This is a genomic window from Nonomuraea phyllanthi, assembly GCF_006334985.2.
GTDB classification, from domain to species: Bacteria; Actinomycetota; Actinomycetes; order Streptosporangiales; family Streptosporangiaceae; genus Nonomuraea; species Nonomuraea phyllanthi.
On sequence record NZ_VDLX02000003.1, the window covers coordinates 374,364 to 389,575 of the forward strand.

The window sequence follows — 15,212 nt, forward strand, 5'->3', positions numbered from 1 at the left end:
TCCATGCGTACCTCGCCGCCGTTCCGCGCGGACCACGTCGGCAGCCTGCTCCGCCCACCCGCCCTGCTGCGCGCCCGCGAGACCCTCACGGGTGACGCGCTGCGCGAGGCCGAGGACGAGGCCATCAGAGAGGTGGTGCGCCGGCAGGAGGAGATCGGGCTGCGGGGCGCCTCCGACGGCGAGTTCCGGCGCGCGTCCTGGCACATGGACTTCATCTACCGGCTCGGCGGCATCAGCCCGGCCACCGACGAGAACATCGAGGTCCGCTTCCACAACGAGCAGGGGGACATCTCGTTCACCCCTGCCGCGCTGCGCGTGCACGACCGGATCAGGCTGGACGAGCCGATCTTCGCCGACGACTTCGCGTTCCTGCGCGACACGGTGGCCGCGCGCGGCAGCGGGGTCGTGCCCAAGCTGACCATCCCCTCACCGAGCATGGTCCACTACCGGGGCGGCCCGGCGGCCATCGACCCCAAGGTCTACCCGGACATCGAGGAGTTCTGGCGCGACCTCAGCGCGGCCTACGCCGAGCAGGTGCGCGCGATCGGCGCGATGGGCTGCACCTACCTGCAGTTCGACGACACCAGCCTGGCGTACCTGAACGACCCGTCCCAGCGGGCGGAGCTGCGCACCCGGGGCGACGACGCCGAGCACATGCACCTGCGCTACATCAAGCAGATCAACGCCGCCCTGGCCGCCAAGCCCGCCGGGATGACGATCACCACGCACATGTGCCGCGGCAACTTCCGCTCGTCCTGGGCCGCGTCGGGCGGCTACGACTTCGTGGCGGAGGCGCTGTTCGGCGAGCTGAAGGTGGACGGGTTCTTCCTCGAGTACGACGACGAGCGGTCAGGAGGCTTCGAGCCGCTGCGGTTCGTGCCGCCGGGGAAGATGGTGGTGCTGGGGCTGGTCACGACCAAGCGCGGGGAGCTGGAGTCGAAGGACGCGCTCAAGCGGCGCATCGACGAGGCCGCCAAGTTCGTCGACCTCGACCAGCTCTGCCTGTCGCCGCAGTGCGGCTTCTCCTCGACGGTGGAGGGCAACCAGCTCACGCAGGAGCAGCAGTTCGCCAAGCTCCGCCTGATCGCCGAGACGGCCCAGGAGGTCTGGGGCTGACGCGCGGAGCCCGGGCCGGCGAGGCCCGGGCTCCTGGTGCGGCGCTTTCAGCGCATGACGATCGTCGTGAGCGCCCTGGGCGGCAGGGTGACGGTGCGCCCCCTGACCCGGGACGGCGTCAGCGAGTTGGCCTCGTCCGTGACGTACGCGGTCGCTCGTCCCCGCACGCCCTGCCACGTCACGGGAGCGGTGCCGGTGTTGAGCACCTCGACGACGCGGGAGCCGTCGGCGTTGCGGAACGCGGAGACCTTCAGCGCCGGGTCGGCCGCGCCCGCCTCCAGCCGGACCGCGCCCGGCCGGATGAACCTGCTGTACGCCGCCAGCGCCCACAGCCGCTTGGCCACCCGGTACGTCTTCGCCTGGTCGTCGATCTGCATCAGCGCCCTGGTCGCGCCGCGCGAGCCGCCCAGCCAGTAGACGTAGCCGCTGACGTTCCCGAGCGTGAGCGCGTCGTGCACGGCCGAGGCGATCGTCATGCCGTCCTGGCCGCTGCCGTCGTCCCAGCTCTCGTCCCAGGTGCTGCCGTTCGGGTTCCACTCCGACATCCAGGTGTGCCGGTCCGTCGGCAGCGGGCCGTCCACGGGGCTGGCGTACGTGTGCCCGGTGTGGGTCTTCACCCAGCGGCGCGCCTCCGGGTCGGCCTCGATCGCGGCGCTGTACGCCTTGGCCTGGTCCCAGCCGAACGAGTCGCAGCAGACGACGTCGACGCCCCTCGCGATCGGGCCGAGCACCTTGGCGAACTGGGCGGCCTGCTCGGGGGTGAAGCGCATGGAGGCGTACGAGGCCGTCCAGTCGGGCTCGTTCGTGAACCCGAGATCGGTGATCCTGATGCCCTCCTTGGCGTAGAACCTCGTGTACTGCACGAGGTACTCGGCGTAGGCCCGCTGCCACTCCGGCTTGAGCGTGCCGCCGTTCTTGTCGTCGCCGTTGTCCTTCATGTAGCCGGGCGCGCTCCAGGCGTCGGCGTAGAAGCGCCGCACCCCGTACGCCTTGGCCGCCTTGGCGACCCACACCTGGCTGTTGTCGTCGCCGTCCCAGACGTACTTGGGCGGCGCGTCGGGGCCGCCCGGGTCCTCGGGCTGGATCGAGACCATGTGGTCGTACGGGCTGCCGGCGGGGGAGGAGCCGATGCCGAGCCGCAGGATGCTGAAGCCCGCCCCCTTCCGGCGGTCGAACCAGAGATCCAGGATCTCCCGCTGCTGCGTCTCCGACAGCGCCTCCAGCAGCTCGTTGCGCCGGAACGCCTGGGAGATGCCGAAGCCGTCGATCTGCTGGTGCCTGACGTGCTCGTTCACGGTGATGGCCGGTGGTTGGGAGGGGTTCACCGCGGGGACGCCGAGCAGGGCGACCGCGACAACTCCACGAAGCATCACGCCTCCGAAAGTTTTCGGAAAAATGTCGATATATTTCATCGACCGCCGTGACCGTAAGCTGCCGGGGCGCCCCCCGTCAATGGGCTCGTCAATGGGCTCGTCAATGGCTGTGCACCACCCCCCGGTCAGCGGCGGTGGTCCTTGTCGTGATGGTCCTTGCGGTAGCGGGCGGGGCCGTAGCCGATGGCGCCCATCATGCCCTGCTCCTGGTGATACAGGTTGTGGCAGTGGAACATCCACTCGCCGGGGTTGTCGGCGAGCAGGTCGAGGTGGAGGCGCTCGCGCGGCTTGATGTTCACGGTGTCCTTGCGCGGGCCGTGCCCATTGGCCAGGCGCAGCTGGAACGTGTGGCCGTGCAGGTGCATCGGGTGCCACATGGGCGACGTGTTGTGCAGGGCCAGCCGCACCGTCTCGCCCTCGTCCACGCGCAGCCGCAGGTGGTCGCCGGCGACCTTGCCGTTCATCGTCCACTCGTTGCCGGAGGGGCGCATGCCGAGCGTCACGGTGATGGTCCTGGACGGCCGGGGCAGGTTGTCGACCCGCCGCGCCTCCAGGTCCTGATATTTCAGCATCCGTCCGTTGAGCTGCGGCACCTTGGCACCCTTCGCCGGCGTGCGGGCCCCGGGCGAGGTGCGCACCACGGCGAACGCCCTGCCGCGCTTGCCCTCGGCCACCGCCACCAGCGGGAACGCCCCGGAATCGAGGCGCACGACGACGTCGTAGCGCTCGCCCATGCCGATGATGAACGTGTCGACGGTGACCGGCCGGCACGGGAACCCGTCGGCGTGGGTGACGGTCATCCGGTGCCCGCCGATCGCCACCCGGAAGGCGGAGTCGGCGGCCGCGTTGATCACCCGGAACCTGACGAGGCGCCCGGCGCCGGACCTGAACGTCACGGGCGCGCCCGGCGTGCGGCCGTTGACCAGGTAGTACGGGTGGCGCATCTCGGCGCTCACCCCGCCGAGCGCCGTGCTGCGCAGGGTGTCGTCGTGGCCGGGGGAGGAGTTGAGCCGCCGCAGGGCGTCGTCGGGCGTGCCCTTGACACCGTCGAGCCAGTCGTCGAGCACGACCGTGAACTCCTCGTCGTACCGCAGCGGCTCGTGCGGGTCGGCGACGATCAGCGGGCCGTACAGGCCGCGGTCGGGCTGGGTGCCGACGTGCGAGTGGTAGAAGTAGGTGCCGGGGTCGGGGACGGTGAAGACGTAGTCGAACGTGTGGCCGGGCCGGGTGGCCGGCTGGCTGAAGCCGGGCGCGCCGTCCATGGGGAAGGCCAGCCGGATGCCGTGCCAGTGCACGGTGGTGGGCGCGGGCAGGTCGTTCACCAGCCGGACGGCGACCGTCTCGCCCGCCCTGGCCTGGATCTGCGGCCCGGGGACGAGCCCGTCGTACGCCCAGGTGCGCACGGTGCGGCTGCCCAGGGAGACGCTCGCCGGGTGGGCCCGCAGCACCCGTCTCCGGGCACCGGCCGACGCCGACGCCGGCCCGGTCGCCACGACCGGCAGCGCCGCGGCGCCGGCGAAGGCGCCGACGATGAACAGCCGGCGGGAAACCCGCCCGCCCGGACCCCACGAACGCGACAAAGCGCCCACGTGTACTCTCCTCCCACTCACCTCGCAAGATAACGGAGAGTAACAGAAGAATCGCTCATCGCCACCTTTGGTGCGCGCGGGGCGGAACCTGGAGCCGCGACCGCACGGACCGTCGCCGGATCTTCCTGGAAGTGGGCTCGCCAATTGTCCGTAACCGGCTATTTACCGCTAGCAACCACTAGTCGTAAGAATCCGTTGAAAATCGTACGAAATAGCGCCGCGCTAATTTCGTCGCCGGCGTAAATCCGGCCTCGACGGATAATTGTCCGTCAGGCGGCTCGCAAAGCGCCGTGGTCGACCAGGAACCGGGCCAGCTCCACGGCGTCGCCGGGCACGGCGTGCTCGGCCCCGATGGGCAGGCCCGCGAGACCGGCGAGCCAGGGGAGCACCGCGGCGGGGAACGCGCGGCTCGCCCCGTGCGTGGCGACCAGCGCCTCGCCCTCCGACGCGTGCCAGAGCCGGGGCGCGTGGCTGCTGACCGCCACCCGGCTCAGGTCGCCGGCCGGCTCCCGCCGGGGCTCGGGTCCTTCCAGGCCGTAGGCGGAGGCGCGGGCCAGGGCCGACGCCGCGCTCGCCGGGCCGCCCAGGAAGGCGCGGTAGCCCTCCAGCCACGCCGCGCCCACCCGGCCGTCGGGCTCCGCGGCGAAGGGGTAGGAGCGCTCGCCGGGCACGGACGAGCCGGTGCGGCGCGCGACGGTGAAGGCGAAGGCCGGGCCGATCGTCTCGGCCACGTGCCAGACGCCCGGCTCCCAGGTCAGGCACTCGCCCGCCGACACGACCACCGACCTGGCGCGATCGGCCACCGAGGAGACCGACAGCGAGGGCAGGCGCTCCTCGGAGCGGGCACCGCCCGCGCGCCGCTCGGCGGACGGCGGGATCCAGTCGTCGCCGTCCCAGAAGCGCAGGCATTCGCGGCCCTGGAGCACGAAGTGGCTGTTGCCGCACCGCTGCCGGTGGATGGCGCCGGGGGTCGCGCGGTACTCGCCCAGGAACGCCTCGACGCCGGCGGTCCCGCGGGTCAGCCCGTGCTCCTCGAACGCCGGGCGAAGCCCCGACAGCAGCACCTCGAACAGGTCCCGGTCGTGCAGCGACAGGTCGCGCGCGTGCAGCATGGCGGAGGTGTCGGCGCCGAACTTCTCCTGCATCCGGCCCAGCCACTGCTCGGGCGTCTCGGTCCCGTCCCAGGCCGGCACCAGCGCGACGTCGGACATCACCCGGCGGCCCACCTTGACCGTGATCAGCTCGCGACGGCCGGCCCCGTGCAGCAGCGACCGCGCCGCGCCCGTGACCCCCCGCCAGACCGCCTCGGGGGTGACCGCCGCGCGCTCCCACCTCGTGACGCGGGCACCGGAGAATGCCGGACGGCCCGCGGAAAAATGCTTCGATCCCAAAAGAATGCCCCGCCCCCGGGTCGTAAGACGAATAATCGGCTTCGACGTTCCTGCCCCTTTTCGAGAGGTTAGAGGGAGGCCCGGCGTCACGCAAGGAGTCATGACAATTCAGCGTAATTCGTCATATTTCGTGATGTCGCGCGGCCGTGTCCCGGCGCGCCGCCGGGACGGGGTCGGCCGGGCCTGATCGCGAGAAGCCGGGCCGCCGGGGGGTTGAACTGGCGGAGTGCTGAGGTCTACCGTGCTAAACGATTAACACGCTGGACCCTCGAGGCGTGAGCACCCCCACACTCATGACCTCTCTCCCGACATCAGAGGCCGATGATTCCCCTCTCTCCCCATAGGGAATGCTAGGTTATTCGACTAACATGAGACCAACAGCGCGACAAGTGGCCGAGCTGGCGAACGTGTCAGTGGCGACCGTCTCCTACGTGCTCAGCGGCCGGGACCGCCCGGTGGCCGCCGAGACGAGGCAGCGGGTGCTCGACGCCGCCAGGCAGCTCGGCTACACCCCCAACCAGGCCGCCAGGAGCCTGCGCAAGCGCCGCACCCAGCGGGTGTGCCTCGTGCTGAGCTCGCTCGGCGGCGTCCCGAGCGACGAGCGCCTGGCCACCGACCTGCACGAGATGGCCGACGCGCGGGGCTACTCCGTGGTGACGCTCGCCGTCTACTCCGAGGCCCGCGCGAAGGCGGCCGTCGACGTGCTGCGCGGCGGGATCGCCGACGGCGCGCTCGTCAACGTCGTCGGCGACCACCTCACCCACGACCTGCTCAGCGGGCTGGCCGCCACCGGGCTGCCGATGGTGGTGCTGAGCAACGAGAGCGGACTGGAAGGCTGCGACGTCGTCCGCACCCCGGAGGCGGAGGCGTGCGCGGAGGCCGTCGAGCACCTGCTGGCGCAGGGCAGGCGGCGCATCGCGTTCCTGGCGCACCGCCACGAGCTCTACCGGGAGACGGCCGGCGACCGGCTGCTCGGTTACACGACCGCCCTGGAGCGGCACGGCGTGACCGAGCGGATCATCACCTCGGGCGCGGACGACCGCGTGTCCGCGTACCAGACCGCCGCCGAGCTGCTGCGCTCGCCCGACCGCCCCGACGCGATCTTCGCGGCCTCCGACCGGGCCGCGATCAGCGCGATCTGGGCGGCCAGGGACGCCGGGCTGAGCGTGCCCGGCGACGTCGCGATCATCGGCGTCGGCAACATCGACGAGGGCCTCATCAGCAATCCGCAGCTCAGCACCGTAGGACCGCTCCGGCACGACTACACCGACGTCGTGCGCCTGCTCTTCGACCGGCTCCAGGCCGAGGAACCACCCCCCGCCCGCGAGATCGTCCGCTCCTGGACCTTCCTGCCGCGGAGCTCTTCCTAGAAGGGAAAACCCAGATGTCCTCCCATCTGTCTCGACGTGACCTGCTCCGCCTCGCCGGCGCCGCCGCCGCCGTGCCCGTCCTGTCGTCGTGCGCCGGAGCACCCACCCAGCAGAGCGCCGCGCCGGGGACGTTCACCGTCTACTGGAACGCCGGCCACGACTACCAGGCCTACCGCAAGGTGATCGCCGAGTTCGAGCAGGCCAACAAGGTCAAGGTCAACTTCCAGAAGTACCAGTGGCCCGACCTGCGCACCCGGCTGCTCGCCGACTTCGCCTCCGGCACCGTGCCGGACCTGGTCGAGGAGCCGGGCGGCTGGGTGCAGGAGTTCGCCGTCTCCGGCAACGCCCGCTCGCTGCAGGACTACGTCGACCGCGACGGCGCCGCCATGGGCTTCCCCTCCGACTGGCAGCCCGTCACCGTCGAGCGCAACTCGTACCAGGGCAAGGTGTACGGCGTGCAGCTCCACCTGACCTGCAACACGCTCCTCTACAACAAGGGCATGCTCAGCGCCGCCGGGCTGGAGGCGCCCACCACCTGGGAGGAGTTCCTCGCCGCGGCCAAGAAGCTCACCAAGGACGGCGTGTACGGCGTCGCGCTCAACCAGGACTACACCTACGTGTGGCCGTGGCTGATGCAGGCCGGCGTCACCCCCTACGACCCGGAGACCGGCGCCATCATGGAGCCGGTGGCGGACGCGGTCGCCGCCCTGCAGTTCCAGGCCGACCTCATCCACAAGCACAAGGTGGCCCCGGTGCCGGTGTCGAGCACCGACTACTCGGGCCCGCAGAAGCTGTTCTCGGCCAAGCGCGCCGCGATGATCCTCACCGGCCCGTGGGACCTCGAACCGATCGGCAAGACCAGCCCCGACATCGACCTGGGCGTCGCGCCGCCGCTCAAGCACAAGGAGCAGGTCACGCAGGCGGCGGGCACCAGCATGCTGGTGCCCGCCAAGGCCACCAGGCCCGACCTGTCGTGGGACTTCATCAAGCGCATCACCGCCATCGAGGTCGAGCAGGCCGCCACCAAGGAGACCGGCATGCTCATGCCCCGCGTCTCCTGGGCCGAGCTGCCCGAGGTGCAGTCGAACGAGGCCACCAAGGTGTTCGCCGAGGCGCTGCCGACCGCCAAGGACTCCTCCCAGCAGGTGCGGCTCACCGGACAGTTCGGCAAGTGGGAGGAGCAGCTCAAGGTCATGTACCAGCAGGTGCTCATCCAGAACCAGCCGGCCGCCGAGGCCCTGGAGACGTTCACCAAGGCAGCGGAGGGCTTCCTGAAATGAGGCCGCGAACCCTCGCGGGCCGGTACGCCAGAACCGCCTACCTCTTCCTGCTGCCGGCGATCCTGTTCTTCGCGGCCTTCTTCTACCTGCCGATCGGCAACGTGGTCGCCACCAGCCTGCGCACCGGCCCGCAGGCCGACCAGTGGGCCGGTCTCGGCAACTACACGCAGGCCCTTGGTGACCCGGCGGTGCGGCACTCGTTCCTCGTCACGGTCGCCTTCGCGGTGGCCGTGGTGGTGGGCTCGATCGTGCTGGGGCTGGCCCTCGCGATGGCGCTCGACCAGCCGCTCAAGGGGCGGGTGGCGTTCCGGGTGCTGCTGCTGGTGCCGTACCTGACCTCCGTGGCGATCGTCGGCCTGCTGTGGCGCAACATCCTCGACCCCGAGCTGGGCGTGCTCAACCGGCTGCTGCTCGCGGCCGGGCTGCCCGCGCAGCACTGGCTCAACACCTCGCCGCTGCTCACGATCGCCGCCGTGACGCTCTGGCAGAGCGTCGGCTACACGATGGTGCTGTTCCTGGCCGGGCTGCAGGGCATCCCGGAGACGTACCACGAGGCCGCCAAGATCGACGGGGCGGACGCCTGGCTGCGATTCTGGCGCATCACGCTGCCGCTGCTCGCGCCCACGACGCTGTTCGTCTCGGTGATGGCGGTGATCTCGGGGCTGCAGGCGTTCGGGCAGGCGTACATCATCACCAACGGCGGTCCGGGCGACGCCACCGACCTGTCCGTCTTCCACATCTTCAACGTGGCCTTCCGCAGCAGGGACTTCGGCTACTCCTCGGCGCAGTCGGTGCTGCTGCTGATCGTGATCGTGGCGTTCACGCTGGTCCAGCTCCGGGCCGGGCGGCGCGGGGAGGTCGTGTACTGATGCGCAAGTGGCTGCTCTACACCGTGCTCGGGCTGGCCTCGCTGGTGACCGTGCTCCCGCTGCTCTACATGCTCTCGCTGTCGCTCCAGACCGAGGCCGAGACGCTGTCGGCCAGCGCCGTGCTCTGGCCCGAGTCGCCGCAGTGGGGCAACTACGCCGAGCTGTTCGCCCGCGCCCCGTTCGGCAACTTCATCGTCAACAGCCTCGTCGTGGCCGGGCTCATCACGCTGGCCCACCTCGTCTTCGACCCGCTCGTCGGGTACGTGTTCGCCAAGTTCCGCTTCCCGCTGCGCAACACGCTGTTCGTGGCGCTGCTGGCCACGCTCATGGTGCCGTTCTTCGTGCGGATGATCCCGCTGTACGTGCTGATGGCCAACATGGGGTGGCTCAACACGTACCAGGGGCTGATCACGCCGTTCCTCATGGACGCGTTCGGGATCTTCCTCATGCGGCAGTTCATCCAGCCCATCCCCGACGACCTGATCAGCGCGGCCCGCATCGACGGCGCCTCCGAACTGGGCATCTACCGGCGCATCATCCTGCCGCAGACGCGGCCCGCGCTCGCCGTGCTCGCGCTGTTCACCTTCGTCTTCCAGTGGAACGAGTTCCTCTGGCCGCTGGTCGCCACCACGACGCCCGAGATGCGCACCATCCCGGTCGGGCTCACCCTGTTCAACCAGGAGTACTTCACACTGTGGCACCTCACGGCGGCCGGCTCGGTGATCCTCTTCGTCCCCACCGCCGTCCTGTTCCTCCTCACCCAGCGATACTTCGTGCGGGGCATCGCCCTGACCGGTCTCCGCTAGCCGCCCCCGATAGGAGTAGTTTTCTTGCGTCCGAACGTGATCGTCGTCTTCACCGACCAGCAGCGGTGGGACACCGTCGGTCCCTTCACCCCCAACCTCGACCGGATGGCCAGGCACGGCACGCAGGCCACGGTCGCGATCACGCCGCAGCCGGTGTGCGCGCCCGCCCGTGCCGCCCTGCAGACGGGCCGCTACCCGACCACGACCGGCGTCCACCGCAACGGCAAGGTCCTGCCGCCCGAGGAGCGCACGCTGGCGCACCACTTCGGCGAGGCCGGCTACGCCACCGGCTACATCGGCAAGTGGCACCTGGCCGGCGGCGACCCCGTGCCCGCCGGCGAGCGCGGCGGGTACCGGTCGTGGCTGGCGGCCAACGCCCTGGAGCACACCTCGGACGCGTACCGCACGATCGTCTTCGACGAGGCGAACGACCCCGTGCTGCTGCCCGGCTACCGGTCCGACGCCCTCATGGACGCGGCCGTGCGGTTCGTCGCCGACCACCACGACGAGCCGTTCTTCCTCTTCCTGTCGCTCCTGGAGCCGCACCACCAGAACGAGGTGGACAACTACCCGGCGCCCGACGGCTACGAGGAGCGCTACCAGGGCCGCTGGATGCCCCCGGACCTGGCCGCGCTCGGCGGCACCTCGGCCCAGCACATGGGCGGCTACCTGGGGCAGGTCAAGCGCCTGGACGAGGGGCTGGGGCGGCTGCTCGACGCGTTGCGCAGCATGGACCTGCTGGACGACACGATCGTGGCCTACACCTCCGACCACGGCAACCACTTCAAGACCCGCAACGCCGAGTACAAGCGCTCCTGCCACGACGCCTCGCTGCGCGTGCCGCTGGCCCTGCGCGGCCCCGGCTTCGACGGCGGCGGCGCCATCTCCCGGCCGGTCAGCACGCTCGACCTGCCGCCCACCCTCCTGGAGGCCGCCGGGCTGCCGGTCCCCGAGACCATGCAGGGACGCTCGTTCCTGCCGCTGGTGCGCGACCCGCGCGCCGAGTGGCCGGAGGAGGTGTTCTTCCAGGTGAGCGAGTCGGAGGTGGGGCGCGGGATCCGCACGTCGCGGTGGAAGTACTACGCCGTCGCCGAGGACGCCCACCCCTGGGACGACGCGGCCGCCCCGGTCTACCGGGAGCAGGCGCTCTACGACCTGGAGAACGACCCGTACGAGCTGGTCAACCTGGCCGGGTTCGGCTCGCACGCCGAGGTGGCGGCGCGGCTGCGCGAGCGCCTGGCGCACCGGATCGTGGCGGCGGGCGAGGCCGAGCCGGTCGTCGAGCCCGCGGTCGAGCGGCCGGGCCGGCCGCAGGCGATGACCGACCCCGAGGTGCGCCTGCGCGGCCACAAACCGGTCCGCTTCGGCCACCAGCCCCCTGGCGGCGCCTGACCGGGCCGGGCACGTCATGATGCTGGTGGAAGAGTGGTCCTGAACATTGAGACGGAGTTGCCCCGCATGTCCATAGACATCCGGTCCACCGGCACGTTCACCATCGGCGACAAGACCGTCCACCGGCTCGGCTTCGGCGCCATGAGTCTCACCGGGCCCGGCGTCTGGGGGCCGCCCCGCGACCGCGACGAGGCCGTGCGGGTGCTGCGCCGGGCCGTCGAGCTGGGCGTCGACCTGATCGACACCGCCGACTCCTACGGGCCGTACGTCAGCGAGGAGATCATCAAGGAGGCGCTGCACCCGTACCCGGAGCAGCTGCTGATCGCGACCAAGGCCGGGTTCGTGCGCACGGGGCCGTCGCAGTGGGTGGTCGTGGGCCGGCCCGCGTACCTGCGGCAGGAGGTCGAGATGAGCCTGCGCCGGCTCGGAGTGGAGCGCCTGGACCTGCTCCAGCTGCACCGCATCGACCCCGAGGTGCCGCTGGAGGACCAGGTCGGCGAGCTCAAGGCCCTCCAGGACGAAGGCAAGATCGGCAGTGTCGGGCTGTCGGAGGTGAGCGTCGAGGAGCTGGAGCGGGCGCGGCGCGTCGTCGAGATCGTCACCGTCCAGAACCGCTACAACCTCACCAACCGGGTCTCCGAGGGCGTGCTGGCGCACTGCGCCGAGCAGGGCATCGGGTTCATCCCCTACAGCCCCATCGCCAAGGGCGCGCTGGCGGCGCCCGGCAGCCCCGTGGACCACGTCGCCAAGGCGCTCGGCGCCACGCCCGCGCAGGTCAGCCTGGCCTGGCTGCTGGCGCACTCGCCGGTGACCATGCCGATCCCCGGCACCTCCTCGGTGGCCCACCTGGAGGAGAACCTGGGGGCCTCGGCGGTGACGCTGACCGCCGAACAGGTCGCCGAGCTGAGCTGAGTCGAGCCGAACACGTCGCTGAGCTGAGCTGAGCCGAACGGGCCGGCCCCTTGCCGCGGGGCCGGCCCTTCGCTCGCTAGCCGAGGCCGTTCTTCATGGCCGTGATCAGCTCGCCGTTGGAGGTGTCGCCGCTGAGCTCCCAGAAGAACGCGCCGCCGAGGCCCTGGTCCTTCGAGTAGCCCATCTTGCCGCCGATCGTGCTCGGCGTGTCATAGCTCCACCACTGGTTGCCGCAGTACGCGTACGCCGTGCCCGCGACCGTGCCGGTGGCCGGGCAGCGGGTCTTGAGCACCTTGTAATCCTCGATGCCCTGCTCGTACGTGCCCGGCGCCGGCCCGCTGGCCGTGCCGCCCGGCGCGGCCTGCGTGACGCCGGTCCAGCCGCGGCCGTAGAAGCCGATGCCGAGCAGCAGCTTGCTCGCCGGCACGCCCTTGCTCTTGAGCTTCTGGATGGCCTGGTCGGAGTGGAAGCCGGCGATCGGGATGCCGCTGTAGGAGGTGAGCGGCGAGTGCGGGGCGGTCGGGCCCTGCGCGTCCCAGGCGCCGAAGAAGTCGTACGTCATGACGTTGTACCAGTCGACGTACTGGGCGGCGCCGGCGTAGTCGGCCGCGTCGATCTTGCCGCCGCTGGTGCCGTCGGCGGTGATGGCCGCGGTGACGAGGTTGCCGGAGCCGAAGCGGGCGCGCAGCGCCGACATGACGTTCCTGAACGCGGCCGGGCCGCTGGTGTCGCAGGTCAGGCCGCAGGCGTTCGGGTACTCCCAGTCGATGTCGATGCCGTCGAACACGTCCGCCCAGCGCGGGTCCTCGACCAGCCTGTAGCAGGAGTCGGCGAACGCGGCCGGGTTCTGCGCGGCCTGCGGGAAGCCGCCCGACCAGGTCCAGCCGCCGAAGGAGAACAGCACCTTCAGGTGCGGGTACTTCTTCTTCAGCTTGCGCAGCTGGTTGAAGTTGCCGCGCAGCGCGCCCGCGTCCCACGTGTCGGCCACGCCGTCCACGCTCTCGCCCGCCTGGTAGAAGCGGTCGTAGTCGGCGTAGCTGTCGCCGATCGTGCACTGGCCGTTCTGCACGTTGCCGAAGGCGTAGTTGATGTGGGTCAGCTTGGCCGCCGAGCCGCTCGTGTCGATGTTCTTGACGTGGTAGCCGCGCTGGTAGACGCCCCACTGCACGAAGTAGCCGAGCACCTTGTCACCCCCGCCGCCCCCGCCGCCGGTGGTCCTGGCGGTGATGCTGTCGCTGGTGGCGGAGCGGTTGCCGGCGGCGTCGCGGGCTCGGACGGTGTAGGTGTAGCCGGTGTCGGCGCTCAGTCCGGTGTCGGTGTGGGTGGTGCCGGTGACGGTGGTGATGAGGGTGCCGCCGCGGTAGATCTCGTAGCCGGTGACGGCGACGTTGTCGGTGGAGGCGTTCCAGGCCAGCGAGATGCTGCTGCTGGTGGAGCCGGTCGAGCGCAGGTTGCCCGGCACGGTCGGCGCGGTGGTGTCCGTGCCTCCGCCGCCGGAGGTCGTGGCGGTGATGCTGTCGCTGGTGGCGGAGCGGTTGCCGGCGGCGTCGCGGGCTCGGACGGTGTAGGTGTAGCCGGTGTCGGCGCTCAGTCCGGTGTCGGTGTGGGTGGTGCCGGTGACGGTGGTGATGAGGGTGCCGCCGCGGTAGATCTCGTAGCCGGTGACGGCGACGTTGTCGGTGGAGGCGTTCCAGGCCAGGGAGACGCTGGTGCTGGTGACGGCGGTGGAGCGCAGGTTGCCGGGGACCGACGGGGCCGTGGTGTCCGTGCCGCCGCCGCTCGACACCTTCCACAGGGCCGGGACGTTGGGCGGCTCCCAGCCGGGCTGGGAGGTGTGGCCCTGGACGCATTCGTACTCGGTGCCGTTGTACGTGACGTGCGCGCCGGTCGCGTACGCCGTCCACGGGGCCCACTCGGCCACGGCGGCCTGGACCGAGGCGGTGGCCTGTGGCGGCGCGGCGACCACGGCGGTGAGGGGCAGCAGTAACGCCACCAGGATCTTGCTCAGGGTGCTGTGTCTCATGACGCTCCGACATCCGGTTGGGGGGTTACAGGGGGATGGGAAGCCGAGGAAACTATTAGGAAAGTTTCCTTTAAGATATGAGACGACGGTAGCCCGTGCCTGCGCGGCCGTCAATGCGGAAATCGCCGGGATGCGCCGGCGGGCACGGTGACGCGCGGGGGCGGTTGCCGCCGGGCTCGTAGGCGTACAGGAAGAACGTCTGCTGGATGGCGTGCTTGTGCGGACCCGTCTCGATGAACACGACGTCGTACGACTTGTTCGCGAAGTGCAGCCACTGGGCCGAGATCCGGCCGCTGTCCATCTCGGTGAAGAACCACAAACTGCGCTCCGGCTCGGGAGTGAGCGGCTCGGTGTGGCCGAGGTGGGCGACGTCGTGCGGCAGGGCGTTCACGAAAGGGCGCTACGAGCCGTACGGACGATTGTCAACATTTTCGTGCGCGATCCTGAGGGCGTGTGGGCTTTGATCATTTGGCCGCGTTCTGTCAGTGGGCTCCGGTAAGTTCCCGGATCAATCGATCAGCCGGCCGCGTAGGCGCGGGCACTCCCGCCTGCGCCCGTGCGCCGGCGGGGGCGGGAGGTTCTGAGGTCGTGGACGCGGAGAAAACCGCGTGGGAGCAGCGCAGCGTGGTGCCGGTGGTGCCGCCTGTCCAGCCGCGCAAGCTGGCGAAGGTGCCCTTCGTCGAGCTGGCCGACGGGCGGCTGCAGGGGGTCGTGTCGAGCGGGTCCGACATCGAGCGGGTCTACGTCTCGTCGATCACCGCCGGCAGCCACGCGCTGAGCTGCAGCACCAACAACAACCGTCCGTGCGGCGCGCTGCACGGCTACGCCTGCAAGCACATCCGGCAGCTCGCCGACGAGGCGGTCGTGCAGTACGGCCTCGACCGGGTGGCCCGCTACCTGGGGGTGGAGGTGCCCGAGGGCGGCGACCTGATGAGCTGCATCGACGGGCACGTCGAGCGCACGCCCGCGGCCGTGGTGTTCAGCCGGTTCCTGCGCCACCTCGCCTACCTGGAGGTGCCCGACAGTACGGAGCCGCTGGCCGAGCTGCACTGGTTCCCGGCCACGGGGGCGGTGCGTTGATGCGCGAGGTC

Annotated in this window: 13 protein-coding genes; 8 read left to right on the plus strand and 5 right to left on the minus strand. The window is 70.7% G+C overall.

Features of this window, described 5'->3' with window-relative positions:
- Window positions 1-3 precede the first annotated feature (3 nt).
- Entirely contained in the window at window positions 4-1,116 is a 1,113-nt protein-coding gene (locus FH608_RS10610; protein ID WP_139630245.1) for a 5-methyltetrahydropteroyltriglutamate--homocysteine S-methyltransferase, read from the plus strand.
- 47 nt (window positions 1,117-1,163) lie between these two features.
- Here FH608_RS10610 and FH608_RS10615 read toward each other — a convergent pair whose 3' ends face one another.
- The 3 genes from FH608_RS10615 to FH608_RS10625 all read right to left on the minus strand — a co-directional run bounded on the left by FH608_RS10615 (window position 1,164) and on the right by FH608_RS10625 (window position 5,469).
- Window positions 1,164-2,486 (minus strand): glycoside hydrolase family 30 protein, encoded by a 1,323-nt coding sequence (locus FH608_RS10615; RefSeq protein ID WP_139630246.1) that lies wholly within the window; start codon window positions 2,484-2,486, stop codon window positions 1,164-1,166.
- 128 nt (window positions 2,487-2,614) lie between these two features.
- Window positions 2,615-4,078 carry a multicopper oxidase family protein gene (locus FH608_RS10620; protein WP_226899262.1) on the minus strand — a complete coding sequence of 488 codons (1,464 nt, stop codon included), beginning with the start codon at window positions 4,076-4,078 and terminating at the stop codon, window positions 2,615-2,617.
- A 269-nt stretch (window positions 4,079-4,347) separates the two neighbouring features.
- The gene (locus tag FH608_RS10625) at window positions 4,348-5,469 is read right to left on the minus strand and encodes a hypothetical protein (protein ID WP_139630247.1); all 1,122 of its coding nucleotides are present in this window, start codon (window positions 5,467-5,469) and stop codon (window positions 4,348-4,350) included.
- A gap of 368 nt (window positions 5,470-5,837) precedes the next feature.
- Between FH608_RS10625 and FH608_RS10630 the strand changes: the two genes are divergently transcribed.
- The 6 genes from FH608_RS10630 to FH608_RS10655 all read left to right on the plus strand — a co-directional run bounded on the left by FH608_RS10630 (window position 5,838) and on the right by FH608_RS10655 (window position 12,098).
- Window positions 5,838-6,839: a LacI family DNA-binding transcriptional regulator gene (locus FH608_RS10630; protein ID WP_139630248.1), complete on the plus strand. Its 1,002-nt coding sequence runs from the start codon at window positions 5,838-5,840 to the stop codon at window positions 6,837-6,839.
- A gap of 14 nt (window positions 6,840-6,853) precedes the next feature.
- Window positions 6,854-8,119, plus strand: coding sequence for a sugar ABC transporter substrate-binding protein (locus tag FH608_RS10635; protein WP_139630249.1), 1,266 nt, complete (start codon window positions 6,854-6,856; stop codon window positions 8,117-8,119).
- Window positions 8,116-8,988, plus strand: a complete 873-nt coding sequence (locus FH608_RS10640) for a carbohydrate ABC transporter permease (RefSeq protein ID WP_139630250.1) — start codon at window positions 8,116-8,118, stop codon at window positions 8,986-8,988. Before FH608_RS10635 ends, FH608_RS10640 begins: the two co-directional genes overlap by 4 nt.
- On the plus strand, window positions 8,988-9,794 hold the full coding sequence (locus FH608_RS10645; RefSeq protein WP_139630251.1) for a carbohydrate ABC transporter permease: 807 nt from the start codon (window positions 8,988-8,990) through the stop codon (window positions 9,792-9,794). The genes FH608_RS10640 and FH608_RS10645 overlap by 1 nt, the downstream gene beginning before the upstream one ends.
- 24 nt (window positions 9,795-9,818) lie before the next feature.
- Window positions 9,819-11,186, plus strand: coding sequence for a sulfatase-like hydrolase/transferase (locus FH608_RS10650; RefSeq protein WP_193318342.1), 1,368 nt, complete (start codon window positions 9,819-9,821; stop codon window positions 11,184-11,186).
- Between the two features lie 66 nt (window positions 11,187-11,252).
- The gene (locus tag FH608_RS10655; RefSeq protein ID WP_139630252.1) at window positions 11,253-12,098 is read left to right on the plus strand and encodes an aldo/keto reductase; all 846 of its coding nucleotides are present in this window, start codon (window positions 11,253-11,255) and stop codon (window positions 12,096-12,098) included.
- 76 nt (window positions 12,099-12,174) lie between these two features.
- Here the strand turns inward: FH608_RS10655 and FH608_RS10660 are convergent, their stop codons facing one another.
- Together FH608_RS10660 and FH608_RS52550 are read right to left on the minus strand one after the other, a co-directional pair.
- Entirely contained in the window at window positions 12,175-14,121 is a 1,947-nt protein-coding gene (locus FH608_RS10660) for a glycosyl hydrolase family 18 protein (protein ID WP_139630253.1), read from the minus strand.
- A 70-nt stretch (window positions 14,122-14,191) separates the two neighbouring features.
- Window positions 14,192-14,512 carry a VOC family protein gene (locus FH608_RS52550; RefSeq protein WP_226899263.1) on the minus strand — a complete coding sequence of 107 codons (321 nt, stop codon included), beginning with the start codon at window positions 14,510-14,512 and terminating at the stop codon, window positions 14,192-14,194.
- A gap of 197 nt (window positions 14,513-14,709) precedes the next feature.
- Between FH608_RS52550 and FH608_RS10670 the strand changes: the two genes are divergently transcribed.
- Window positions 14,710-15,201 carry a hypothetical protein gene (locus FH608_RS10670; RefSeq protein WP_139630254.1) on the plus strand — a complete coding sequence of 164 codons (492 nt, stop codon included), beginning with the start codon at window positions 14,710-14,712 and terminating at the stop codon, window positions 15,199-15,201.
- Window positions 15,202-15,212: the final 11 nt, after the last annotated feature.